Origin of the sequence: Pseudomonas sp. Ps21-P2, from assembly GCF_039672565.1 — a bacterium.
Classification (GTDB): Bacteria; Pseudomonadota; Gammaproteobacteria; order Pseudomonadales; family Pseudomonadaceae; genus Aquipseudomonas.
Window position 1 is genome coordinate 526834 of sequence record NZ_JBDFPL010000002.1, and the last position, 24427, is coordinate 551260.

Genomic DNA, 24427 nt, shown 5'->3' on the forward strand with positions numbered 1-24427 from the left:
GTTGGCCGTTAAAAAAAAACCTGCTCCCAAGCGCGGCGCCAGCCGGTATCAGGCACCCGCCAAGAAGCCGATTCCGGGCTGGGTGTGGATGGCGATCGGCCTGACCGTCGGCGCGTTCGTTGTTTTCCTGATGAAGCTCGAACCCGGCAGCGGCGACGACATCAAGCGCGTCAAGGCTGAAGCCAAGGCCGCGAAGATTGCCGAAGCAAACAAGACGCCGCCCAGCCCGACCGCGCCTGTGAAGCCGAAATACGACTTCTACACGCTGTTGCCTGAGTCGGAAGTCATCGTGCCGAACGAAGCAGTACCGGAGAAGACGCCACCGGTCGTTGCGCCAAGCACGCCGGTTACGCCTGAAGTGGCCGCGAAGATCGACACCGCTCGCGCCCAGGCGGCGCTCAGCGGTCTGACGCCACCGCCAGCGCCTCCGGTGACCAAGCCGGCGGCGGTGACGACGTTCTTCCTGCAAGCGGGCTCGTTCCGCAAACAGGCCGACGCCGAGAAGGTGCGCGCGCAGATCATTCTGCTGGGGCAAACGTCGACTGTGGAGTCAGGCACGGTGAAGGATGAAACCTGGTACCGCGTGCTGGTCGGCCCGTTCAGCAACCGCGAACAGCTGACCACAGCGCAGAAGCAGTTGGCAGGTGGCGGTTTCAGCAACCTGCTGCTGCAACAGCGCCAGGCCCGCTAAGGCACTGCCACCCGCTGCAGGGCAAAAAATTGGCCCCGCTCCACGCGGGGGCGATCAGTTGTAGGAGTGAGCTTGCTCGCGATGAAATCGGCTCATCCAACATAATGGGTGCCTGATTGACCGCAATCGCGAGCAAGCTCACTCCTACGCAAACTTGAAGCAACCTGACGCACCACCATTCATCCCTCAACCCACTCAACGGTTGAAATACCCGCCCCCACCCCCATATGAGTTTCCATCAGGGCATTTTCGCCCCGCAGCGTGGAGACTCTCCCCTTGACCACCATCGTTTCAGTGCGCCGCCAAGGCAAAGTCGTCATGGCCGGTGACGGCCAGGTTTCCCTGGGCAATACCGTCATGAAAGGCAACGCCAAGAAAGTCCGGCGCCTTTACCACGGCCAGGTCATCGCCGGTTTCGCAGGCGCCACCGCTGACGCCTTCACCCTGTTCGAGCGTTTCGAAGCCCAACTGGAAAAACACCAGGGTCACCTCATTCGCGCCGCCGTCGAGCTGGCGAAAGAATGGCGTACCGACCGCTCCCTGAGTCGCCTTGAAGCCATGCTGGCCGTTGCCAACAAGGACGCTTCGCTGATCATTACCGGTAACGGTGACGTCGTTGAGCCCGAAGACGGCCTGATCGCTATGGGTTCCGGCGGCGCCTTCGCCCAGGCCGCTGCCCGCGCATTGCTGCTGAAGACCGAACTCTCTGCCCGTGAAATCGCCGAAACCGCCCTGCACATTGCCGGCGACATCTGCGTCTTCACCAACCACAACATCACCATTGAGGAGCAGGACCTCGCCGAGTAAGCCTGAGGTGCCGGCCGCCATTCATCGCGGCCTGCCCGACTTGCCATCTGCCGAGGACCGTTGAAAACCATGTCCATGACTCCCCGTGAAATCGTCCACGAACTCAATCGCCATATCATCGGCCAGGACGATGCCAAACGCGCCGTCGCCATCGCGCTGCGTAATCGCTGGCGCCGAATGCAGTTACCCGAAGAGCTGCGCGTCGAAGTCACCCCCAAGAACATCCTGATGATCGGCCCGACCGGCGTCGGTAAAACCGAAATCGCCCGTCGTCTGGCGAAACTCGCCAACGCGCCGTTCATCAAGGTCGAAGCGACCAAATTCACCGAAGTCGGCTACGTAGGCCGCGACGTCGAGTCGATCATCCGTGATCTCGCCGACGCCGCGATGAAGCTGCTGCGTGAACAGGAAATCACCAAGGTTCGCCACCGCGCCGAAGACGCCGCCGAAGACCGCATTCTCGACGCCCTGCTGCCACCGGCACGCGCGGGCTTCAACGAGGACGCGTCCCCAGGCAGCGATTCCAACACCCGCCAGCTGTTCCGCAAGCGCCTGCGCGAAGGCCAACTGGACGACAAGGAAATCGAGATCGAGGTCGCTGAGATGGGCGGCGTCGACATTTCCGCGCCGCCGGGCATGGAAGAGATGACCAACCAGTTGCAAAGCCTGTTTGCCAACATGGGCAAGGGCAAGAAGAAGAGCCGCAAGCTGAAAGTGAAGGACGCGCTGAAGATGGTTCGCGATGAAGAAGCGGGCCGTCTGGTCAACGATGAAGAACTGAAAGCCAAGGCGCTGGAAGCGGTTGAGCAGCATGGCATCGTGTTCATCGACGAGATCGACAAAGTGGCCAAGCGCGGCAATGTTGGCGGCGCCGATGTGTCCCGCGAAGGCGTGCAGCGCGACTTGCTGCCACTGATCGAAGGCTGCACCGTTAACACCAAGCTGGGCATGGTCAAGACCGACCACATTCTGTTCATTGCATCTGGTGCATTCCACCTGAGCAAGCCAAGCGATCTGGTGCCTGAGCTGCAGGGTCGTCTGCCGATTCGTGTCGAGCTGAAAGCGCTGAGCCCGCAGGATTTCGAACGCATCCTGACCGAACCCCATGCGTCGCTGACCGAGCAATACCGGGAGCTGCTGAAGACCGAAGGCCTGAACATTGCGTTCCTGCCGGATGGCATCAAGCGCCTGGCCGAGATCGCCTGGCAGGTCAACGAGAAAACCGAGAACATCGGTGCGCGTCGCTTGCACACGCTGCTTGAGCGGTTGCTGGAAGAGGTTTCTTTCAGTGCCGGCGACCTGGCAGGCGCGCAGGATGGCGGGACGATCCAGATCGACGCTGAATACGTGAACAGTCACCTGGGTGAGCTGGCGGAAGACGAAGATCTGTCGCGCTATATCCTTTAAAGCAGCTGCAAGCGGTTAGCTTCAAGCGGCAAGCAGATTTCACTGGCTGCACGAATCTGCTTCGCTTGGAGCTTGTAGCTTGTAGCTTGTAGCTTGTAGCTTGTAGCTTGTAGCTGAGATTACCTCTATGACCCGCATCCCCACCGCTATCCAGCTGCACAAAGCCTCGAAAGTCCTCAGCCTGAAATACGGGCCGGATGAGGAATACCGCTTGCCGGCGGAGTTCCTGCGGGTGCACTCGCCGTCGGCGGAGGTGCAGGGCCATGGCAATCCGATTCTGCAGTTCGGCAAACTGGGCGTCGGGCTCACCAAGGTCGAGCCCGCCGGCCAGTACGCGCTGAAGCTGACCTTCGACGACGGTCATGACAGCGGGCTGTTTACTTGGGAATACCTGGAGCAACTGGCGCAACGCCAGACGCAACTGTGGGACGAGTATTTGGCCGAGCTCAAGGCCGCCGGCAAATCCCGCGACCCTTCCGAGCAAGTCATCAAGCTGATGCTCTAGCCCTTCTTTCCGGGCTTCAGGCGGTCAACACCTTATCCAGCTGCCGTTCAACTTCGGTCTGAATCGAACCGCTCATGGCCGAGAGGAAGAAGTTGAGGTCGATGTTTACCCTCACCCACTCATCTTCGACAGCGACCGTGCCCTTGGCACCCTTGCCTTCCAGGGCGACGGTGTCGCCTGTCCACTCGTGCTCGATGCCGTACTTGTCGGACAGTTTCTGCAGCATGATCTCAGCCTTCTCGCGGGCCTTTTCCTTTCCCAGCGTGTGCTGGCGTTCCACGGTAATTCTGGCCACTGACGGGCTCCTGCTTCGGCTTAAATCGTCGGCGCACTATACCAGCGGCCCGGACCGAAGAAACTGTTGGCCGTGAGCCTTGTCAAGACAAAGCCAGCCCCGACGATTAGAATGGCGCCACTTTATTCCGGTGACAGCGATATGAATGATCCGCGCAAAGGCAGCGATGCCGAACCCATCACCCACTTCGGTTACAAAAACGTACCGGAAAGCCAGAAGGCCGAGAAAGTCGCCGAGGTATTTCACTCCGTCGCGGCCAAATATGACCTGATGAACGACGTACTGTCCGGCGGCATGCATCGCCTCTGGAAGCGCTTCACCATCGAACTGTCCGGCGTTCGCAGCGGCAACCGCGTGCTCGACATCGCGGGCGGCACCGGTGATCTGGCGAAGAAGTTCTCCCATCTTGTAGGCCCGACCGGCGAAGTCGTACTGGCCGACATCAACGCTTCGATGCTCAAGGTCGGTCGTGACCGCCTGCTGGATCGCGGCGTGGCCGGCAACATCAAGTTCGTCCAGGCCGACGCTGAAAAGCTGCCGTTCCCCGACAACTACTTCGACTGCGTGACCATCGCCTTCGGCCTGCGCAACGTGACCCACAAGGAGGACGCCATCCGCTCCATGCTGCGCGTGCTCAAGCCGGGCGGTCGTTTGCTGGTGCTGGAATTCTCCAAGCCCACCAGCAAAGTCATGTCCAAGATCTACGACGCCTACTCGTTCGCCTTCATGCCGCTGGCCGGCAAGTTGATCACCAACGATTCGGAAAGCTACCGTTACCTGGCAGAGTCGATCCGCATGCACCCTGATCAGGAAACCCTGAAGTCGATGATGGTCCAGGCCGGTTTCGACCGCGTGACCTACCACAACATGACCTCCGGCATCGTCGCGCTGCACCGGGGCATCAAGCCCTGATGCTGATCAACGGCTTGCTCGCCAGTGCCGAGCACGGCATCAACCGCGTGCTGCGCATGGACAGCACTGCCTTGCCACGCCTTGACCGGCTGAGCGGCAAGGTCATCGCGATCGAGTGCACCAGCCCGGCGTTTCATCTTCACGTACTGCCCAGCGACGACGGCCTGATGCTGGCGGCGAACTGGGAAGGCGGTGCCGACGTAACCCTGCGCGCCCCCGCTGCGAGCCTGATGCGCCTGGCGATGAGCAATGACAAAAATGCCGTGCTGCACAGCCCGGAAGTCGAGCTGGATGGCGAAAGCGCCGTGCTGCTTGAGCTGGCGGGCGTGCTGCAGGACCTGGACCTCGACTGGGAATACGAGCTGCAACGCTGGCTCGGTCCCGTCGCGGCGCCCCTGATCGGCGGACACCTGCGCAACAGCGCGCGCTGGACCCGCGACAGCGCAGCCAGCCTCAGCCACAACCTGGCCGAATACCTGGCCGAAGAATCCCGCACGCTGGTCGGCAAACGCGAGGCCGAAGCCCGCTTCGCCGAACTGGATCAGACCAAACAAGACCTGGAACGCCTCGAAGCCCGCTTCGAGCGTCTGGCCCACTCCCTCAAATCCAGCGATAACGCATGAGCCTGCTTGCCGTCCGCCGCCTGTTTCGCATCCAGCGTGTCGTAATCCGTTACCGCCTTGATGATCTGTTGTTCGCCCTGCCCCTGCCGTGGTGGCTGCTGGCCGTGCGCTTTGTACTGCCATGGCGCTGGCTGCCGCGGCGCAAGAACGAACTGAGCCGTGGCGCGCGTCTGCGGCTGGCGTTGCAGGACCTGGGGCCGATTTTCATCAAGTTTGGGCAGCTGCTGTCCACCCGCCGTGACCTGCTGCCTGAAGACGTCGCCGACGAGCTGATGATGCTGCAGGACCGCGTGCCGCCGTTCGACTCCGCCAAAGCCGTTGCGCTGATCGAATCACAGCTGGGCGCGAAGATCAGCGAGGTCTTCAGTCGTTTCGACGTGGCCCCGCTGGCTTCGGCGTCTGTCGCTCAAGTCCACGCCGCGCGCCTGAAAACAGGCGAAGAAGTGGTGGTGAAGGTCGTGCGGCCAGGCCTGAAGCCGATCATCGGCTCTGACCTGGCGTGGCTATTCATCCTGGCGAAGATTGCCGAGCGGGTTTCGGCTGATGCGCGTCTGCTGCACCCGGTGGACGTGGTCGCCGATTACGAAAAAACCATCTACGACGAACTCGACCTGTTGCGCGAGGCGGCAAACTCCAGCCAGCTGCGCCGTAACTTCGAAGGCTCGACCATGCTTTACGTGCCGCAGGTCTATTGGGACTGGTGCCGGCCGAAGGTGTTGGTCATGGAGCGCATCTACGGCGTGCAAGTGACCGATCTGGCAACCCTCGCCGATCAGCGCACCGACATGAAGAAGCTGGCCGAGCGCGGCGTCGAGCTGTTCTTCACCCAAGTCTTCCGTGACAGCTTTTTCCACGCCGACATGCACCCCGGCAACATTTTCGTCAGCACGGTCACGCCGTGGGATCCGCAGTACATTGCCATCGACTGCGGCATTGTCGGCAGCCTGACCCCTGAGGATCAGGACTATCTGGCGCGCAACCTGTTTGCGTTCTTCAAGCGTGACTATCGCCGTGTGGCTCAGCTGCACATTGACTCGGGCTGGGTGCCGGCCGAGACCAAGCTGAATGAATTCGAAGCGGCCATCCGGACGGTGTGCGAGCCGATCTTCGAAAAACCGCTGAAGGACATTTCCTTTGGTCAGGTGCTGATGCGCCTGTTCCAGACCGCTCGCCGCTTCAACATGGAAGTGCAGCCGCAACTGGTGCTGCTGCAAAAGACGCTGCTCAACATCGAAGGCCTGGGCCGTCAGCTGTACCCGGAGCTGGATCTCTGGGCGACTGCGCAGCCGTTCCTCGAACGCTGGATGCGCGAACGCGTCAGCCCCAAGACCCTGCTCGGCAATCTGCAGTCGCAGGTCGAACAGATTCCGCATCTGGCGAACATGACCCGGGATTTACTCGAGCGTCTGTCGCAGCCCCATCGCCACGATCCGCCCCCGCCCTATCGGCGCGACGGCGATCATTGGGCCCTTCGCTTGCTCGGCGCTGGCCTGCTGGCCGGTGGCGTTCTGTTGGCGATCACCCATACCCAGACCGGCGAAGCGCTGAACACGCTGAGCGCCTGGCCTGCCTTGCTGATGCTGGCGGCAGGCGTCTATCTGGTCGTTCGCCGATAGCCATCGGCGCGAGCCGCTGGCACACTAACCCTCCCCTGGAACGGCCGGAGCCGATGATGAAAGACTGGCTGGACGAGATTAAGTGGGACAAGGACGGTCTGGTGCCCGCCATCGCGCAGGACCACAAGACCGGTCGCGTGCTGATGATGGCCTGGATGAACCGCGAAGCCTTGAGCCTGACTGCCAGCGAACAGCGCGCTATCTATTGGTCACGTTCACGTGGCAAGTTGTGGCGAAAGGGCGAAGAATCGGGCCACGTGCAGAAGCTTCATGAACTGCGCCTGGACTGTGATGCCGACGTCATTATCCTGATGGTCGAGCAAATCGGCGGCATCGCTTGCCATACTGGCCGCGAGAGCTGCTTCTACCGCGTCTACGACGACGCCGGCTGGAAGACCGTGGACCCGGTGCTCAAAGACCCGGATGCCATTTACCAAGCAGGACACTGAACATGACTGATACCTTGTCACGCCTTGCCGAGGTGCTTGAAGCACGCAAGGGCGCGGCTGCCGACTCTTCTTACGTCGCCAGCCTTTATCACAAGGGACTGAACAAGATTCTGGAGAAGGTCGGCGAGGAGTCGGTCGAAACCATAATTGCTGCCAAGGACGCTGCCATCAGCGGTGACTGCAGTGATGTCGTCTACGAAACCGCCGACTTGTGGTTCCACAGCATGGTAATGCTTGCCCAACTGGGTCAACACCCGCAAGCCGTGCTCGATGAGCTGGACCGCCGCTTCGGCCTGTCCGGACACGCCGAGAAAGCGTCTCGCTCGGCGGAATAAACACCTGGGCTGCGGCCCGAAATTTCTTGTGAGGAACGCGTCATGGGCATTTTTGACTGGAAACACTGGATCGTCATTCTTGTGGTTGTCGTGCTGGTGTTCGGCACCAAGAAACTCAAGAACCTGGGGACTGACGTAGGTGAGTCGATCAAGGGCTTTCGCAAGGCCATGAATGACGATGACAAGCATCCGGAAGAGCCAACGGTGCAGCCGCCGGTTCAGCCACAGCCGACCGCGCAGCCGGTGCCTCCGACTCAGCCGCTGCACCAGCCGCACACCATCGACGCTCAGGCACAACGAGTCGAAGACCCCCTCCGCAAAGACTAGGTCGTGACGCATGTTTGGTATCAGCTTTTCTGAACTGCTGCTGGTCGGCCTCGTTGCCCTGCTGGTGCTGGGCCCCGAGCGTCTGCCGGGCGCAGCACGGACGGCCGGGCTCTGGATCGGCCGCCTGAAACGCAGCTTCAATGCGATCAAACAGGAAGTTGAGCGCGAAATCGGCGCTGACGAAATTCGGCGTCAGCTGCACAACGAGCACATTCTTTCGCTGGAAGAAGAAGCCCGCAAAATCATGCAGCCGCAGCAACCGCCTGCTGCGCCTGTCGCCCCGGCGGCCCCGGCGGCAACTGTTGCGCCAGCGCCGGCCGAACCTGTCGCCGAGACGCCGGTTTCACCGGCTCCGGCCTCTACAGCGCCGGTTATAGGTGCCGCATCTCCGGTACAGAGCGCGGACATTGGCCCGGCCGCTCCGGCTGAAAGTGCGTCGGTCACACCGCCGCCTGCTCACGTTGGGCCTGCCGCGCCTGCTGCACCAGAATCTGCACCCGCACCTGCGCCGGTCATCACCCCTGCGACCGGGGTGCAAAGTGCGCCTTCTGCCAACGATTCGTCACTGCCACCACGAGCCCCATGAGCGAAATTCCGGAAAATGACCAGCAAATGCCGCTGGTCTCGCACCTGACAGAACTGCGCTCGCGACTGCTGCGCTGCGTGCTGGCGATTTTCGTGATCTTCGGCGCGCTGTTCTACTTCACCCAGAAGATCTACACCTTCGTCTCTGCCCCGCTGCGCAAGTTTCTGCCTGATGGCGCCACGATGATCGCGACCGATGTGGCCTCGCCGTTCATTACGCCGTTCAAGCTGACGATGATGGTGGCGCTGTTCCTGGCGATGCCGGTGATTCTGTATCAGATCTGGGGCTTCATCGCGCCGGGGCTGTACAAACATGAAAAACGCGTGGCAGTGCCGCTGTTGATCTCCAGCATCATCCTGTTCTATGCCGGGATGGCATTTGCCTACTTTCTGGTCTTCCCGCTGATTTTCCACTTTTTCGCCAGCGTTACGCCGGAAGGCGTGTCGATGATGACGGACATTGCCAGCTACCTGGACTTCGTCATGACGCTGTTCCTGGCGTTTGGTGTGGCGTTCGAGATCCCGGTGGCGGTTGTGCTGCTGGTGTGGATCGGCATCGTCGACGTCAAATACCTGAAGAAGATTCGCCCGTACGTGGTGATCGGCTGCTTCGTGGTGGGCATGATCCTCACCCCGCCGGACATCTTTTCGCAGACCCTGCTGGCTGTGCCGATGTGGCTGCTGTTTGAAATCGGCGTGTTGTGCAGTTCGATGATCACTAAGCGCGGCGATCATGAAGACGACGAAAAAGCCGAAGACGAACAGAGCCAACCGCCAGCGACCCAGCCGTGAACCTGCTGTTGCTTGAGGACGCCGACTTCATCGCGGCGGACCGGGTGGTGCTGCGTGATCGGCGCCTCAAGCACATGCAGGAAGTGCATCGCAGTGAAGTGGGCGACAGCCTGCGGGTCGGCCGTATGGGCGGACTGCTGGGCAGTGCGCAACTGCTGCGGCTGGAAGCGCGGGAAGCCGAGCTGTCAGTGAGCTTCGAGCACGCCCCGCCGGCCAAACTCCCTCTGACGCTGATCCTGGCACTGCCCCGCCCGAAGATGCTGCGCCGGGTGTTTCAGACCGTAGCGACGATGGGGGTGCCCAAGGTCATCCTGGTCAACAGTTACCGCGTCGAAAAAAGCTTCTGGCAGACGCCTTTTCTGGAGCCTGCGGCCATCCGCGAACAGTTGATTCTCGGGCTGGAACAGGCCCGGGACAGCGTGCTGCCGGAGATCATCATCGAGAAGCGTTTCAAGCCCTTCGTTGAGGACCGACTGCCCGCCATTGTGGACGGAACGTTGGGGTTGGTCGGTCATCCGGGTGACTTCCCCGCCTGCCCGCGTGCGGTTGAGCAGCCTGTCACCCTGGCGATCGGCCCTGAAGGTGGCTGGATTCCCTACGAAGTTGATTTGCTGCAGGCCTCGGGCCTGACTCCAGTCCAGCTGGGCGCGCGGATCCTGCGCGTCGAAACCGCCGTCACCGCGCTGCTCGCCCGGTTGTTCTAGGGCCCGCGCACATCGAACATGGGGACACCCGTTACCCGCAGACGCAAAACCTGTGGGGAGCGAGCTTGCTCGCGAAGGGGCCGATACATCCGCTAAATATCCGGCGCTTGAAATGCAGTCTTCGTGAGCAAGCTCACTCCCACAAGTCCTGTGTTTGCTGCTCGACAGCGCGGTGTCAAAACACAGGCCCGCGCTCAGAGCACATGGCGACACCGATCTCCCCGCCGACGAAGACCCCGTGGGAGGAGCTTGCTCGCGAAGACGCCGATACATCCGCTAAATATCCGGCGCTTGAAATGCAGTCTTCGTGAGCAAGCTCACTCCCACACGATCGATGTTTGCTGTGCCCCCGCGCGGTTTCAGAACGCACACCAACGCTCACCAAACATCGTGACGCCGATTTCCCCGCAGATGAAGACCCCGTGGGAGCGAGCTTGCTCGCGAAGGGGCCGATACATCCGCTAAATACCCGGCGCTTGAAATGCAGTCTTCGTGAGCAAGCTCACTCCCACAAGTCCTGTGTTTGCTGCTCGACAGCGCCGTGTCAAAACACAGACCCGCGCTTAGAGCACATGGCGACACCGATCTCCCCGCAGACGCAAAACCTGGGGGAGTGAGCTTGCTCGCGAAGGGGCCGATACATCCGCTAAATATCCGGCGCTTGAAATGCAGTCTTCGTGAGTAAGCTCACTCCCACAAGTCCTGTGTCTGCTGCTCGACAGCGCGGTGTCAGAACACAGACCCGCGCTTGAGCACATGGCGACACCGATCTCCCCGCCGACGAAGAACCCGTGGGAGCGAGCTTGCTCGCGAAGGCTCACTGTCAGTCACCCGACAACGTTGCTGACTGTCCCGGCCTCTTCCTGAGCAAGCTCAGTCCCACATGGGCAGTGTTGGCTGGCTGAATTACGCGGTGTCAGAGCGATGGGGAATTTTCCATCCAACACCCCCACGCCCCCTTCATCACCCTACACTTCAGTTCGTCACGCAGCGGCCGATGTACAGGCGTCCATAACTACAATTCGCAGGAATCATCATGTCTCGCTGGTTTACCCAACGCCTTGGAAATATGAGCGTCAGCCTCAAACTGGGTATCGGTTTCGGCCTGGTGCTATTGCTGACGCTGCTCATCACGGCGACGGGGTGGTCTAGCGTGAAGGCGTTGATCGAGCGCGGCGACAAGCTGGGGATGATCTCGCAGATCAGTGAGCGGACGATGGATCTGCGCACGGCACGCATGGTGTATGAAACCCAATACACCGCTGAAGCCGCGACGGCTGTCATGACCGCACTGGACAATCTCGACGCCGACCTGAAAACCGCGCAGAGCATGGTCAAAGGTGTCGGCGATCTCAAACTGATGGACGCTCAGGCTCAGGCCGCGGGCGAATACCGCCGCGCCTTTGGCGACATGACCAAAGCCATCCAGACCCGCGAAGCGAGCCGAGCCAATCTGGGAACTACGGCCGATGCAGCCGTAGATGTCGTCAAAAAGATCGAAGAAGCGTTGATCCAACACGACAACATCCTGCAATTCAACAGCGCGGTGGATGTCAGCAAACAGATTCAGCAGGCACGCTTCCAGGTGCGCGGTTACACCTTCAGCGGCAAAGCGGATTTCGAGAAGAACGCCACCGCCGCCATCGACGAAGCCATCGTCGGAGTGAACACGCTGGCCGGGGACGTTTCCTCCCAATACATCCCGCAGCTGCAAAAGGCCAACCTGGCGCTCAAAGGCTACCGCGACGCTGTCGGCCAGTACCGTGACGCACAACTGGTCAGCGTTCAGGCCCTGGCCAAAATGACCGAGCTGGGCCAGCAGCTGCTGGACAACAGCGAACAATTGAACAGTTCGCAAAACGCCAAGCGTGATGCAGACACTCGTCAGGCCCAATCGACGCTTGGCATCGCTACGATAGTGGCCCTGATCCTCGGTGTTCTCGCCGCCTGGATCATCACACGACAAATCACGGTGCCACTGGGCCAGACACTCGTGGCGGTCGAGCGCGTGGCGTCCGGTGATCTGACCCACAACTTGAGCGTCGACCGCCGCGATGAGCTGGGTCAGTTGCAGGGCAGCATCCAGCGCATGACCGTGGAGCTTCGTCAGTTGATCAGCGGCATCGGCGAAGGTGTGACGCAGATCGCCAGCGCTGCCGAAGAACTGTCGGCGGTCACCGAACAGACCAGCGCCGGCGTCAACAGCCAGAAGGTCGAGACTGACCAGGTAGCGACGGCGATGCACGAGATGACCGCCACGGTGCAGGAAGTCGCCCGTAACGCCGAAGAAGCGTCCGAGGCCGCCGTAGCTGCCGACCTCCAGGCGCGCGAAGGCGACAAGGTGGTCAACGAGGCCATCGCCCAGATCGAGCTTCTCGCCACCGAAGTCGGTCACTCCACCGAGGCCATGGCCGAGCTCAAGCGAGAGAGCGACAAGATCGGCAGCGTCCTCGACGTGATCAAGTCCGTCGCACAGCAAACCAACCTCCTCGCCCTGAACGCCGCTATCGAGGCTGCGCGGGCGGGCGAGGCTGGTCGCGGATTTGCTGTCGTGGCGGACGAAGTGCGTAGCCTGGCGCAGCGCACTCAGAAATCCACTGAAGAGATCGAGGAACTGATTTCCGGCCTGCAGAACGGTACGCGGCAGGTGGCGACGATCATGGACAACAGCCGCGAGCTCACTGTCAGCAGCGTAGAGCTGACCCGCCGCGCCGGCACCTCCCTGGAAAGCATCACCCGCACCGTGTCTGCGATTCAATCCATGAACCAGCAGATCGCTGCCGCGGCCGAGGAGCAAAGCGCCACCGCCGAAGAGATCAACCGCAGTGTGCTCAACGTGCGCGATGTATCGGAACAGACCTCGGCCGCGAGCGAGGAAACTGCCGCATCGAGCGTCGAACTGGCGCGACTGGGCAGCCATCTGCAAGCGCTGGTGGGTCGCTTCCGGGTCTGATTCAGTGGCCTGATCCGCACCCGTCTCAGTAACGCACCTGCCGCAAAACCTCCGATCAGGGGTGGAATCTGTGACACGCGTCACCCCTTCCCGCCCCTCGGAAATCTCCTACGACCTGATCAGGTCACGCCTCCGCTTGCCCTGCCGATGCGCGTTTATCGCTCATCCGCAGGAGACGCATCATGCTGCAAGGCATCAACCGGACGCTGGCTAACACCAGCGTCAAACTCAAACTCTCGCTGGGCTTCGGCCTGGTTTTGCTTCTGACCCTGGCCATCACGCTGACCGGCTGGCATGGGCTCGACACCATGATCGAGCGCTCGGAGTCATTGACCTCCATCGCCCAGCTCAACGCGATGACCAAGGACCTGCGCGCCGAGCGCATTGTCTTTCGGGTCGAAAACACCGCTGACAGCGCCTCGCGCGTCGTTGCCCGCATCAATGAGATCGAAGCGCATCTGGTGCTCCTGCGTGACGACGCCCCACCGGCCGACATCCTCACGTTACTCAACGGGCAGAGCGACACCGTACGAGCCCTCGAAGCCACCTTCGCCGATCTGGCCAAGCTGTTGAGTGCGCGGGCAGATTCCCGCGCGCAACTGGCCGTTCTGTCTGAAGAGGCGATCACGTCCATTGGCCAGGTGGAAAGCGAGGTTTTGAAGGCTGTGAGTCAGGAGCAGGACAGCAGCGAGCGGCTGGGGGAGTTCACCAACATCCAGCAGTTGCGCGGCCAGGTGCAGAACGCCCGTTACGAAGTCCAGGCGTACGTGTTCAGCGGTAAGGAGTCCTACGAGGTCGCCGCCATTACCGCCATCGACGAAGCGCTGAAGGAAGTCGAACAAATTGCCACCGACCAGGCCGATGGCAATGTCAGTGAATTGCTCAACGCCCGTAAGACGCTGCTCAAGTACCGCGAGCACATGGGCCAGTTCAAGGACCTCCAGGTCAAGGTTGAAGCGGCCCAGGAGTCCATGGAGGCGCTCAGCGAGAATCTGCTGACATCAACCGGTGAGATCACTGCGCTGCAAGGCCAGCGGCGTGATGCCGAAGCCACTCAGTCGCGGCAGACGCTCAGTGGCGTGGCCGGGTTGGCGATGCTGCTTGGCCTGCTGGCCGCCTGGCTGATCACCCAGCAGATCATCGCGCCGCTACGGCTGACCTTGAGCGCCGCTGCGCGCATCGCCAAGGGTGATCTGAGTCAGGACCTGGAAATCGGCCGTCACGACGAAATGGGCATGCTCCAGCGCAGCATGCAGGACATGACCCTGAGCCTGCGGCAACTCATCAGCGGCATCAGCGACGGCGTGACCCAGATTGCCAGCGCGGCAGAGCAGCTGTCGGCCGTCACTGCGCAGACCAGCGTGGGCGTCACCAGCCAGAAAGACGAAACGGACTGCGTCGCCACGGCGATGAACCAGATGACCTCGACCGTGATGGAAGTGGCCCGCAATGCCGAAGAAGCGAGTGAAGCCGCGCGGCACGCTGATCAGCAGGCGCGGGACGGCGACAAGGTGGTCAACGACGCTATCGCGCAGATCGAGCGCCTGGCGCTGGAGGTCAACAACTCAACCCAAGCCATGGGCAAGCTGAAACTGGAAAGCGACAAGATCGGCGGGGTGCTCGACGTGATCAAGTCAGTGTCGCAGCAGACCAATCTGCTCGCACTGAACGCCGCCATCGAGGCCGCCCGTGCAGGCGAAGCGGGACGCGGGTTTGCGGTGGTGGCCGATGAGGTTCGCGGCCTGGCGCAACGCACTCAGGAATCCACCGAAGAAATCGAAGTACTCATCGCGGCCCTGCAAAGTGGCACCCAGCAGGTGGTGATGACCCTTGATGCCAGCCGAACACTGACCGACAGCAGCGTCGAGCTGAGTCGTCAGGCCGGCGATGCCCTGGGACACATCACACGCACGGTGTCGACGATTCAGACGATGAACCAGCAGATCGCTGCCGCGGGCGAGGAGCAGAGCAGCGTGGCGGAGCAGATCAACCGCAGCGTGCTGAACGTGCGGGATGTGTCCGAGCAAACCGCCGCGTCCAGCGAGGAGACCGCTGCCTCCAGCATCGAACTGGCGCGGCTGGGGGTGCAGTTGCAGGAGATGGTCGGGAAATTTCGGGTGAGTTGAGGCGAAACGGGGAAGCGCCAACACCGATCCCCAAACAAAAACGCCGCCGAAGATTGGCTCTTCGGCGGCGTTTTGTTTAGCGGGTCAATCAGGCGTTGACGAGGGTCGCGTCGTTCACATGGGTCGCTGGCTGCAGAGGCAGCAGCGGCGCATGAGGATCGGCTTCGACCGAGGCGCGCCAGGCATTGAGCCACGCAGAATTGCCTTCGCTCCAGACCAGTTCGTGCAACCGAGCCAGTGCAACCGGATCGCTCAGCAATTGCAGGCGCTCATGGTTGTTCAGGAGTTCAGGGCCACCCTTGATCGCATGACGCACACGCTCGACACGCATCCACTCGATCGGCTCGGCGTCGCGATGGCGAGAGGTCGCCAGCGCACAGGCCAAAGCGTTCTGCTGCGGATCAACCACGGCCCGAACAAAGCCGTCGTTCAGCGCGTGCCAGCGGTTCTCGTGGGTGTACTTGTCTGTGGACACCAGCTCTTGCGGGGGCGTGTGCTCTTCCGGGATCAGGAAGAGCTTGGTGTCGCGCGCCTTCAAACCCAGGTTCGTGCGGCTGGAAATCACCGACACCGGGATCGACAGCATCAACGAACCCACGATCGGCACCAGCCACCACAGAAAGCTCGGGTTCAGCCAAGCCACCAGCAGCGCCCAGCAAAAGCCCAGCAGCGTCTGCGGGCCGTGACGCTTGACCGCTTCGCTCCATGGCGTCGAGTCATCATCACGCTGCGGTGAGTTCCAGGTCGCTGCCCAGCCCAGGAAAGCGGCCAGTACAAAGCGGGTGTGGAAGATCATGCGCACCGGCGCCAGCAGCATGGAGAACAGCATCTCCAGCAGCATCGACATCGTAACCTTGATGCGACCACCAAAGCCGGTCGCGCCCTTGGCCCAGATCAGAATGACGCTGAGCAGTTTCGGCAGGAACAACAGCACGACGGTCGTCGAGAACAAGGCGACGGCTTTTTCCGGGTGCCACTGTGGCCACAACGGATACAGCTGACGCGGCTCCATGAAGTAGGTCGGCTCCATCAGCGTGTTCACCGCCAGCAACGCAGTGGACAACACCAGGAAGAAGAACCACAACGGCGCCGACAGATAGGACATCACGCCGGTCAGGAACACCGCACGGTGTACCGGGTGCATGCCTTTCACCAGGAACAGGCGGAAGTTCATCAGGTTACCGTGGCACCAGCGACGGTCACGCTTGAGCTCATCCAGCAGGTTCGGCGGCAGCTCTTCGTAACTGCCCGGCAGGTCGTAGGCAATCCACACGCCCCAGCCGGCACGGCGCATCAGCGCAGCTTCGACGAAGTCGTGGGACAAAATTGCACCGGCGAAGGCGCCCTTCCCGGGCAGCGGCGCCAGGGCGCAATGCTCGATGAATGGCTTCATGCGGATGATCGCGTTGTGACCCCAGTAGTGGGATTCACCCAGCTGCCAGAAGTGCAGGCCGGCCGTGAACAGCGGGCCGTATACGCGAGTCGCGAACTGCTGCATGCGGGCATACAGCGTATCCATGCCCGAAGCACGTGGCGCGGTCTGGATGATACCGGCGTCCGGCGTCGCTTCCATCAGGCGCACGAGGCTGGTCAGGCAGTCGCCACTCATGACCGAGTCAGCGTCAAGCACGACCATGTAGCGGTATTCACCGCCCCAACGACGGCAGAAGTCATCGAGGTTACCGCTCTTGCGCTTAACGCGACGGCGGCGACGACGATAGAAGATCTTGCCGAAACCGCCGGTCTCACGGCACACGTCCAGCCAGGCTTGTTGCTCGGCCACGCAGATGTCGGTTTCGTTGGAGTCGCTGAGAATGAAGAAGTCGAAACGATCCAGATCGCCCGTGGCTTTAACCGATTCGAACGTCGCCCGCAGACCCGCGAATACACGAGGCACGTCTTCGTTGCAGATCGGCATGACCAGCGCAGTGCGCGCACCGGCTTCGATCGGCTCATTGCCCGCACTGGCACCGGAAATACGGTACTTGTCGTGGCCAGTGAGCAGTTCGAGGAAGCCCATCAGCGCGGTCCAGAAACCCGCTGATACCCAGCAGAACAGAATGCCGAACAGCAACAGAATGCTGGTCTGCAACGCGTACGGCATGACCTGAACCGCGGTCTGCCACAGGGTCTGATGACTGATTTCGTCAAACGAAACCAGCGACCAGCCCTGGTACGGCAGGATGCCTTTCATGTAGAAGCCGGCGACGATGGTCTGGCCCAGCATGAGGATCAGCAAAATGTAGCGACGGATCGAACCGACGGTGCGCCAGCGCGCTTTCGGCAGATCCCGTGGCAAATCGTCCTTTGGCGGCGGCGGGTTGGATTTCCCGGTCAACCGGCGCCAGCCGCGGTGCAGGATGTTGGTCCGCCACGGCTCCGGCACGACTTTGGTCCGACGAATCGGCGGCGTAGCTTTCAGGACCACGCGCCCGCTGGCGTCGACACTCAGCATCTCGGCTTCGCGCAGTTCATCAGCGGTCGTCAGGGTGAGGCGACGACCCACCGAAGCCTGGGAGGCCTCGGCAGAATCAGCGACGGTCTGCGCCGAAAGGCGTTCGTGCAACTCAGCGAACGAGGTGCAGTTGGCAAGTTCTGCCCGCTGCGCATCGGTCATCGGCAAGTGCGCCAGGTACTCGCTGAGAGACTCATTCAAAGGCTCTGGCACCGCGTGTGAATTACTCATCGGCTGGCAACTGGTAGCTCCAGGTTTCGGTCAGGACTTGTTGAATCATGGCCGGCCCCTGTTGGGTGGATGCAGCCTCTACCGCTGGCTGCGGGGTATCTTTCACGCCTTTGTTGGCCTTGGCAGCGTCGCCCAGAGCGGCTTCGGGCTTGGAGGCCTCGTCCGACTTGGCTTCCGCTACTTTGGTGGCGTCGGCAGACTTGGCGGCGTCTTTGCTGTCGGCTTTCGGGCCTTTGGCTTCCTTCGCATCACCCGCCTTCAAAGCGTCGGTTTTAACGATTTCAGCTTTCTCGTCCTTCGGCGCAGCAACGACTGGGGCAGCGGCAACAGCAGGCTTGGAATCAGCTTTGGCGGCCGGCTTCTTGTCGGACTTGTCAGCTGTGATCACCGCAGGCTCTTTGCCTGGCTCAGCAGGGGTTTCGCGCAGCAGATAAGCACGCATCTCAACCGCCTTGCCCGGATCCTTGACCTTCAGGCGCAGCGTCAGACGCCAGCCTTTGGTCACCGGGTTGTAGCGCAGGTTGTTCTCGACCAGATCAGTGTTGTCGTCGGTGATGACCTGACTGCGGATCGACGGATCTTCGCCCAGCTTGGCGAGGGTCGGGCCGACAAAATCGACCAGGTAGGCAACGCTGCCGTCCGGTTGACGAATCAGGTTGGACTGCTTCACGTCACCAGTGGAGCGCAGGGTCTGCTTGACCCAGCCCAGATCTGGCGAGTGAATGGCATCTTCATCCATGGTCCAGTGCAGACGATAGTTGAAGTCGATCGCCTGACCCGGCTCTGGCTGGGTTTCCGGCTTCCAGAACGCAACGATGTTGTCGTTGGTTTCATCGGCAGTCGGGATCTCTACCAGATCAACAGTGCCCTTGCCCCAGTCGCCCTTCGGCTCGATCCAGGCGCTTGGACGTTTGTCGTAGCGGTCATCCAGATCTTCGTAGTGGCTGAAGTTGCGGCCACGTTGCAGCAGACCGAAACCGCGCGGGTTCTCCACAGAGAAGCTGCTGACCGAAAGGTGTTTAGGGTTGTTCAGCGGCCGCCAGATCCACTCGCCATTGGCGGCCTGAATCGACAGACCGCTGGAGTCGTGCAGCTCGCGACGATAGTTGAGGACTTTCGACGGCTGATTGGCACCGAACAGGTACATGCTGGTCAGCGGCGCAACGCCCAGTTTGCCGACCTTGTCACGCAGGTACATGCGCGACTGGACATCAACCAGTGTGTTGGTGCCCGGACGCAGGGTCAGCTTGTACGCGCCAGTGGCGCGAGGGGAGTCGAGCAGGGCGAAGATGACCAGATGGTTGTCATCCGGGTTCGGCTTCTCGATCCAGAATTCGGTGAAGCGAGGGAATTCTTCACCCGACGGCATGGCCGTGTCGATCGCCATCCCGCGCGCAGACAGACCATAAACCTGACCTTTACCGATGACGCGGAAGTAGCTCGCGCCCAGCATGGTCATGATTTCGTCTTGCTTGTCGTCTTTGTTGATCGGGTAAGTCACGCGGAAACCGGCATAGCCCAGGTTCTCGGTCGACTTCGGATCGAACTTCACGTCGCCGAAATCGAAACGACTCGGGTCGTACTTGATCTCGTTGACGGAGTTGGCGGTGACTTCGTTGATCTTGACCGGGGTGTCGAAGTGCATGCCCTGGTGGTAGAAAGACACCTTGAACGGAGTCTTGTCATTGGCCCATTCGGCTTTGTCTTGCAGGAAGCGGATCTTTTGATAGTCCGCGAACTTCATGTCGCGGAATTCGGCCGGAAGATTGCTCTTCGGCGCGGTGAATTTCTGTCCGGCCAGATCTTTGGCCTTTGTCGCCACGTCGTCGAGATCGAACGCCCACAGCTGACTGGCGCCGAACAGACAAAACAAAGCCGACCCTGCCAGCAGTGCGCTACGCAAGCGACCACCCGGGTTCTTTGGTGCATTACATGGACTAACAATCACGAGCAACCCTCGCCGAAAACAGATGAAGAAACCAACGGCCAGCTATCAAATGCCGGGTTGGCGAGCATTGTTCCGACTCCAAAAGGGGCCAATGATTCCCCAAGCGGTGTCGGACCAGTCTGCGTTTTACCGATTTGACGGGCCCTGGCCCGTCCTTGTAGCGCGCGATTATCCAGTAGCTCGCGTTACAACGCATCAGGTGACGCAAACTATTTATTGCGTTTAAAGCGCGTAAATCCGGGGTCATCAAACAGACCTGGCCATTCAGGTCTCAAGCAAAAATGTCACGGGGCCATCGTTGACCAGATGCACCTGCATATCTGCACCAAACTGGCCCGTTTCCACGGTCGGGTGAGACGTTCTGGCCTTCGTCACCAGGTAGCCAAACAGCTCGGCACCGAGTGCCGGAGGCGCGGCTTTTGAGAAGCTCGGCCGCATCCCGCTTTTGGTATCCGCCGCCAGTGTGAACTGAGAGACCAGCAACAACCCGCCATTAACGTCGGTTAACGAAAGATTCATCCTTGCGTCGGCGTCACTGAATACCCGGTAGTTAAGCAGCTTGTGCAACATCTTGTCGGCGCTGGTCGGCGTGTCTTGAGGCTCGATGCCAATCAGGACCATTAATCCTTGATCAATCGCGCCAATGGTTTCGCCGGCGACGTCGACGCGCGCCTGGGAAACGCGCTGCAGCAACGCTTTCATTTATGCTTCTTCCGGGGGTAGATCCAGCAAACGGCGCGCCACTTCTGACGCTGCGCGCACCAGCGCATCGGTGATCCCCGGTTCGGACGCCGAGTGCCCGGCGTCGCGGATGACCTGCAGCTCACTGTTCGGCCACGCCTGATGCAGCTCCCAGGCGTTGTCCAGCGTGCAGATCATGTCGTAGCGGCCATGGACGATGATGCCCGGCAGATGGGCGATCTTCGGCATGTCGCGAATCAGCTGGTTTTCTTCAAGGAACGCGCCGTTGGTGAAGTAGTGGCATTCGATGCGCGCGATGGACAGGGCGCGATGGGGCTCGGTGAAGCGATCGACCACCTGCGGGTTCGGACGCAACGTGGCGGTGCGCCCTTCCCACGTCGACCATGCCTTGGCGGCGTGCATCTGCGCGATCTGGTCACTGCCGGTGAGGCGTTTGTGGAATGCGCCGAGCACGTCGTGGCGCTCGTCCGGCGGAATCGGCGCCATGTAATCCTGCCAGTAATCAGGGAACAGCCGGCTCGCACCCTCCTGATAAAACCACTTGATGTCCTGGGGACGGCTCAGAAAGATGCCGCGCAAAATCAGTGCGTGAACCCGATCCGGGTGCTTCTGCGCGTAGGCCAGGGAAAGCGTCGAACCCCACGAGCCACCGAACACCACCCATTTGTCGATGCCAAGGTGAGTGCGAATGCGTTCGAGGTCGTCGACCAGATGCCAGGTGGTGTTGTTTTCCAGGCTGGCGTGAGGAATGGACCGGCCGCAACCGCGCTGATCGAACGTGATGATGCGGTAGAGGTTCGGATCGAAGTAGCGGCGGCTCTGTGCGTCGCATCCCGAACCCGGCCCGCCGTGGATGAAGATGACGGGCAAGCCGTCTGGCGAGCCGCTTTCATCGACATACAGCACATGCGGCTCTTCCACCGCCAGATCGTGCCGGGCGTAAGGTTTGATCTGCGGGTACAAAGTCTGCATAGGTGCTCCAAAAGTCCGGTTCAGGGGCTGCGGTGTATCTGCCGTGGGGCATCATAAACCCGAATCGGCGAATGAACATGTCTGCCTCATTCTGGCCAACTGTGATCCCCTGTTTCACGCGGCATAAGCCCACTGAAAGCAGGCATGAGCAAGATCAACGTCAGAGTGGAACGATCAATGCAAGCCGTCTCCAGATCAGGGGGAAAGCGCCAGATATTCGCCGCCGGTGTGCATTGACGGCGAACCGAGGTAGCTTGTTCGAGTCGAACCGAGGGTCGTGCAACCGCGTATTTTTCATCCGATCGGGAGGAAATAACCAATGACACGCCCTACAGTCAACCCACCCATTTAATCGTCAAACCAACTTGAGGTCGTACCCGATGTCTCCGGAACCCAACGTTCGTGACGCTGAAGTGGCAGCCTTCCGAGAAGCTGTGCTGAACAAACTCGAGTATGCCGTCGGTAAAGACCCCGACCATGCCTTCGATCATGACTGGTTCATGGCAATCGCCCTGGCGACGCGCGACAAAATGGCCGAGCGCTGGATGAACCACACGCGCTACGTCTACCGGCAGGAAAAGAAGCGCGTCTATTACCTCTCCCTCGAGTTCTTGATCGGCCGTCTGATGTTCGACAGCCTGAGCAACCTGGGCATTCTCGAAACCGCGCGCGAAGCGTTGAAGGGCCTGAACGTCGACCTTGAGCAAATCCGCTCGCTGGAGCCTGATGCTGCACTCGGCAACGGCGGCCTCGGTCGTCTGGCGGCGTGCTTCATGGAAAGCATGTCGACCCTCGGCATTGCGGGTCATGGCTACGGCATTCGTTACGAGCACGGCCTGTTCCGTCAGGCCATCGTCGATGGCTGGCAGCAGGAGCAGACCGAGAACTGGCTGGACTTCGGTAACCCGTGGGAATTCGAACGCCCTGAAGTGATTTACCAGATCGGCTTCGGCGGCAGCGTCCAGCCCCTGCTTGATGCAGCCGGCGCACCTGTTCTGGATGCCTCGGGCGAAACCCGTCAGGTCTGGACCGCAGGTGAAACCGTCCGCGCGATCGCGTACGACACCCCGGTTGTGGGCTGGCGCGGCAAAGCGGTGAACACGCTGCGCCTGTGGCGTGCGCGCGCCGTGGAAGACCTGCACCTGGAACGCTTCAACGCCGGTGACCACGTCGGTGCGGTGGCGGAAGTGGTGCGGGCAGAAAGTATTTCCCGTGTGCTGTATCCAAACGACAGCACCGAAGCGGGCCAGGAACTGCGCCTGCGTCAGGAGTTCTTCTTCGTTTCGGCGTCGCTGCAGGATTTGCTGCGCCGTCATAAGAACATGGGCTACTGCATCAGCAGCCTGCCGGAACACGTGGCCATCCAGATGAACGACACGCACCCGTCGATCGCTGTGGCAGAGCTGATGCGCGTTCTGATCGACCTGCACGACGTGGAGTGGGACGAGGCCTGGCGCATCACCGTGGGCACCCTGGCGTACACCAACCACACGCTGCTGCCTGAAGCGCTGGAAACCTGGTCGGTCGGCCTGATGGAGCGCATGTTGCCGCGCCACATGCAGATCATTTACATGATCAACGCTCAGCACATCGACAAGGTTCGCCAGGACTTCAAAGACGACCCCGCACTGTTCGACCTGCTGCGCGCCGTGTCGCTGATCGAAGAAGACAACGGCCGTCGCGTGCGCATGGGTAACCTGGCATTCCTCGGTTCGCACAGCGTGAACGGTGTGTCAGCGCTGCACACGCAGCTGATGCGAAAAACCGTTTTCGCCCATCTGCACAAGCTGCACCCGGATCGCATCAACAATAAAACCAACGGCATCACCTTCCGCCGCTGGCTGTTCCAGTCCAACCCGCAACTGACGTCCATGCTGGTCAACGAGCTGGGCGAGCAGGTGCTCGACAACCACGAGACCGCACTGCTGAAACTGGAGCCGCTGGCCGACGACGCACGTTTCCAGAAGGAGTTCGCTGCTCAGCGCCTGCAAAGCAAACAAGCCCTGGCCTCGATCATTCAGGAACGCATGGGCATCTCGGTTAACCCCGAGGCGATGTTTGACGTGCAGGTCAAACGCATCCACGAGTACAAGCGTCAGTTGCTGAACCTGTTCCACACTGTGGCGCTGTATCAGGCCATGCGCGCCGACCCGAGCACCGATTGGGTGCCGCGGGTGAAGATCTTCGGCGGCAAGGCGGCGGCCAGTTATCACTCGGCCAAGCTGATCATCAAGCTGACCAACGACATCGCGCGTACGGTCAACAATGACCCGACGCTGCGCGGCCGTTTGAAAGTGGTGTTCATGCCCAACTACAACGTCAGCCTGGCGGAAAGCATCATTCCGGCGGCGGATTTGTCGGAGCAGATTTCCACGGCAGGTCTGGAAGCGTCCGGCACCAGCAACATGAAGTTCGGCCTCAACGGTGCGCTGACCATCGGCACCCTCGACGGCGCCAACGTGGAGATGAGCGAGCAGGTCGGCCTGGAGCACATGTTCATCTTCGGCATGACCGCGCAGGAAGTCGAAGCGCGCAAGCATGCCGGTGAGTTCAACGCCCATCAGGACATCGCGGCGTCCGGGCGTTTGAATGACGTGCTGCAAGCGATTCGGGGCGGGGTGTTCTCGCCGGATGATCCGTATCGCTATGCCGGGCTGATCGATCAGTTGATCAACTACGACCGTTTCTTCGTCTGCGCGGACTTCGAGTCGTACTGGCACGCCCAGGCCAAGGTGGAAGCGCGCTGGCACGATTCGAAAGAATGGTGGCGCTCGGCGGTGCTCAACACCGCGCGCATGGGTTGGTTCTCTTCGGACCGGACCATCCGCGAGTACGCGACCGAAATCTGGAACGCGCTGGATTAAGGACGCGGGGGGTGATCGCCTCAGCGGAGACGATCACCTCGGCCACAGCACTCGGTTTCGAAGCAGATGCAAATCCTGTGGGAGCGAGCTTGCTCGCGAATAGGTATTTCAGCCGCTGGTGATTTAGC

At 61.0% G+C, this 24427-nt stretch carries 21 protein-coding genes; 16 read left to right on the forward strand and 5 right to left on the reverse strand.

Annotation, left to right across the window (positions count from 1 at the left end; genetic code table 11):
- The first annotated feature begins 1 nt into the window (after position 1).
- From ABEH28_RS06155 to ABEH28_RS06170, 4 genes are all read left to right on the forward strand, one after another.
- A complete protein-coding gene (locus ABEH28_RS06155) occupies positions 2-691 on the forward strand; it encodes an SPOR domain-containing protein (RefSeq protein WP_192171219.1) in 690 nt (229 codons plus the stop codon).
- Positions 692-967: 276 nt separating this feature from the next.
- Positions 968-1498, forward strand: a complete 531-nt coding sequence (hslV, locus tag ABEH28_RS06160) for an ATP-dependent protease subunit HslV (protein ID WP_065986638.1) — start codon at positions 968-970, stop codon at positions 1496-1498.
- A gap of 69 nt (positions 1499-1567) precedes the next feature.
- The gene (hslU, locus tag ABEH28_RS06165; protein ID WP_346629407.1) at positions 1568-2905 is read left to right on the forward strand and encodes an ATP-dependent protease ATPase subunit HslU; all 1338 of its coding nucleotides are present in this window, start codon (positions 1568-1570) and stop codon (positions 2903-2905) included.
- 127 nt (positions 2906-3032) lie between these two features.
- Entirely contained in the window at positions 3033-3410 is a 378-nt protein-coding gene (locus ABEH28_RS06170) for a DUF971 domain-containing protein (RefSeq protein WP_346626922.1), read from the forward strand.
- Between the two features lie 16 nt (positions 3411-3426).
- On the opposite strand, the gene ABEH28_RS06175 is transcribed toward ABEH28_RS06170, so the two are convergent.
- Positions 3427-3705 carry a polyhydroxyalkanoic acid system family protein gene (locus ABEH28_RS06175; protein WP_346629408.1) on the reverse strand — a complete coding sequence of 93 codons (279 nt, stop codon included), beginning with the start codon at positions 3703-3705 and terminating at the stop codon, positions 3427-3429.
- 141 nt (positions 3706-3846) lie between these two features.
- Between ABEH28_RS06175 and ubiE the strand changes: the two genes are divergently transcribed.
- From ubiE to ABEH28_RS06230, 11 genes are all read left to right on the forward strand, one after another.
- A complete protein-coding gene (ubiE, locus tag ABEH28_RS06180) occupies positions 3847-4617 on the forward strand; it encodes a bifunctional demethylmenaquinone methyltransferase/2-methoxy-6-polyprenyl-1,4-benzoquinol methylase UbiE (RefSeq protein WP_122534362.1) in 771 nt (256 codons plus the stop codon).
- On the forward strand, positions 4617-5240 hold the full coding sequence (locus tag ABEH28_RS06185) for an SCP2 sterol-binding domain-containing protein (protein ID WP_346629409.1): 624 nt from the start codon (positions 4617-4619) through the stop codon (positions 5238-5240). The genes ubiE and ABEH28_RS06185 overlap by 1 nt, the downstream gene beginning before the upstream one ends.
- Entirely contained in the window at positions 5237-6856 is a 1620-nt protein-coding gene (ubiB, locus tag ABEH28_RS06190; RefSeq protein ID WP_282373361.1) for a ubiquinone biosynthesis regulatory protein kinase UbiB, read from the forward strand. The genes ABEH28_RS06185 and ubiB overlap by 4 nt, the downstream gene beginning before the upstream one ends.
- Positions 6857-6912: 56 nt before the next feature.
- Positions 6913-7305: a phosphoribosyl-AMP cyclohydrolase gene (gene hisI / locus ABEH28_RS06195; protein WP_074890798.1), complete on the forward strand. Its 393-nt coding sequence runs from the start codon at positions 6913-6915 to the stop codon at positions 7303-7305.
- 2 nt (positions 7306-7307) lie between these two features.
- Positions 7308-7640 (forward strand): phosphoribosyl-ATP diphosphatase, encoded by a 333-nt coding sequence (locus tag ABEH28_RS06200; RefSeq protein ID WP_192171226.1) that lies wholly within the window; start codon positions 7308-7310, stop codon positions 7638-7640.
- 42 nt (positions 7641-7682) lie between these two features.
- Complete coding sequence (locus ABEH28_RS06205) at positions 7683-7967, forward strand: twin-arginine translocase TatA/TatE family subunit (protein ID WP_065986662.1); 285 nt, start codon at positions 7683-7685, stop codon at positions 7965-7967.
- 10 nt (positions 7968-7977) lie between these two features.
- Positions 7978-8553: a Sec-independent protein translocase protein TatB gene (gene tatB, locus ABEH28_RS06210; RefSeq protein WP_205485025.1), complete on the forward strand. Its 576-nt coding sequence runs from the start codon at positions 7978-7980 to the stop codon at positions 8551-8553.
- Positions 8550-9344: a twin-arginine translocase subunit TatC gene (gene tatC, locus ABEH28_RS06215; protein ID WP_065986665.1), complete on the forward strand. Its 795-nt coding sequence runs from the start codon at positions 8550-8552 to the stop codon at positions 9342-9344. Before tatB ends, tatC begins: the two co-directional genes overlap by 4 nt.
- Entirely contained in the window at positions 9341-10048 is a 708-nt protein-coding gene (locus tag ABEH28_RS06220; RefSeq protein ID WP_346626924.1) for a 16S rRNA (uracil(1498)-N(3))-methyltransferase, read from the forward strand. Before tatC ends, ABEH28_RS06220 begins: the two co-directional genes overlap by 4 nt.
- A gap of 1036 nt (positions 10049-11084) precedes the next feature.
- Entirely contained in the window at positions 11085-13001 is a 1917-nt protein-coding gene (locus ABEH28_RS06225; RefSeq protein ID WP_346629410.1) for a methyl-accepting chemotaxis protein, read from the forward strand.
- A gap of 182 nt (positions 13002-13183) precedes the next feature.
- A complete protein-coding gene (locus ABEH28_RS06230) occupies positions 13184-15127 on the forward strand; it encodes a methyl-accepting chemotaxis protein (protein ID WP_346629411.1) in 1944 nt (647 codons plus the stop codon).
- 88 nt (positions 15128-15215) lie between these two features.
- Here ABEH28_RS06230 and mdoH read toward each other — a convergent pair whose 3' ends face one another.
- The 4 genes from mdoH to pip form a co-directional block, all read right to left on the reverse strand.
- Entirely contained in the window at positions 15216-17813 is a 2598-nt protein-coding gene (gene mdoH, locus ABEH28_RS06235; protein WP_346629412.1) for a glucans biosynthesis glucosyltransferase MdoH, read from the reverse strand.
- Entirely contained in the window at positions 17806-19761 is a 1956-nt protein-coding gene (locus ABEH28_RS06240) for a glucan biosynthesis protein (RefSeq protein WP_282369765.1), read from the reverse strand. The genes mdoH and ABEH28_RS06240 overlap by 8 nt, the downstream gene beginning before the upstream one ends.
- A 264-nt stretch (positions 19762-20025) precedes the next feature.
- Entirely contained in the window at positions 20026-20463 is a 438-nt protein-coding gene (dtd, locus tag ABEH28_RS06245; protein WP_282369766.1) for a D-aminoacyl-tRNA deacylase, read from the reverse strand.
- Entirely contained in the window at positions 20464-21435 is a 972-nt protein-coding gene (gene pip, locus ABEH28_RS06250) for a prolyl aminopeptidase (RefSeq protein ID WP_122533954.1), read from the reverse strand.
- 380 nt (positions 21436-21815) lie between these two features.
- On the opposite strand from pip, the gene ABEH28_RS06255 reads away from it, so the two are divergent.
- Positions 21816-24299: a glycogen/starch/alpha-glucan phosphorylase gene (locus ABEH28_RS06255; RefSeq protein WP_346629413.1), complete on the forward strand. Its 2484-nt coding sequence runs from the start codon at positions 21816-21818 to the stop codon at positions 24297-24299.
- Positions 24300-24427: the final 128 nt, after the last annotated feature.

What these genes read in the sequence shown, in the direction of transcription:
- ABEH28_RS06185 (WP_346629409.1), top strand. Translation starts at nt 4,617, where the DNA reads ATGCTGATCAACGGCTTGCTCGCCAGTGCCGAGCACGGCATCAACCGC.
- ABEH28_RS06230 (WP_346629411.1), top strand. Translation starts at nt 13,184, where the DNA reads ATGCTGCAAGGCATCAACCGGACGCTGGCTAACACCAGCGTCAAACTC.
- ABEH28_RS06225 (WP_346629410.1), top strand. Translation starts at nt 11,085, where the DNA reads ATGTCTCGCTGGTTTACCCAACGCCTTGGAAATATGAGCGTCAGCCTC.
- ubiB (WP_282373361.1), top strand. Translation starts at nt 5,237, where the DNA reads ATGAGCCTGCTTGCCGTCCGCCGCCTGTTTCGCATCCAGCGTGTCGTA.
- ABEH28_RS06205 (WP_065986662.1), top strand. Translation starts at nt 7,683, where the DNA reads ATGGGCATTTTTGACTGGAAACACTGGATCGTCATTCTTGTGGTTGTC.
- pip (WP_122533954.1), bottom strand. Translation starts at nt 21,435, where the DNA reads ATGCAGACTTTGTACCCGCAGATCAAACCTTACGCCCGGCACGATCTG.
- hisI (WP_074890798.1), top strand. Translation starts at nt 6,913, where the DNA reads ATGAAAGACTGGCTGGACGAGATTAAGTGGGACAAGGACGGTCTGGTG.
- tatC (WP_065986665.1), top strand. Translation starts at nt 8,550, where the DNA reads ATGAGCGAAATTCCGGAAAATGACCAGCAAATGCCGCTGGTCTCGCAC.
- ubiE (WP_122534362.1), top strand. Translation starts at nt 3,847, where the DNA reads ATGAATGATCCGCGCAAAGGCAGCGATGCCGAACCCATCACCCACTTC.
- mdoH (WP_346629412.1), bottom strand. Translation starts at nt 17,813, where the DNA reads ATGAGTAATTCACACGCGGTGCCAGAGCCTTTGAATGAGTCTCTCAGC.
- hslU (WP_346629407.1), top strand. Translation starts at nt 1,568, where the DNA reads ATGTCCATGACTCCCCGTGAAATCGTCCACGAACTCAATCGCCATATC.
- dtd (WP_282369766.1), bottom strand. Translation starts at nt 20,463, where the DNA reads ATGAAAGCGTTGCTGCAGCGCGTTTCCCAGGCGCGCGTCGACGTCGCC.
- tatB (WP_205485025.1), top strand. Translation starts at nt 7,978, where the DNA reads ATGTTTGGTATCAGCTTTTCTGAACTGCTGCTGGTCGGCCTCGTTGCC.
- ABEH28_RS06255 (WP_346629413.1), top strand. Translation starts at nt 21,816, where the DNA reads ATGTCTCCGGAACCCAACGTTCGTGACGCTGAAGTGGCAGCCTTCCGA.
- ABEH28_RS06170 (WP_346626922.1), top strand. Translation starts at nt 3,033, where the DNA reads ATGACCCGCATCCCCACCGCTATCCAGCTGCACAAAGCCTCGAAAGTC.
- ABEH28_RS06200 (WP_192171226.1), top strand. Translation starts at nt 7,308, where the DNA reads ATGACTGATACCTTGTCACGCCTTGCCGAGGTGCTTGAAGCACGCAAG.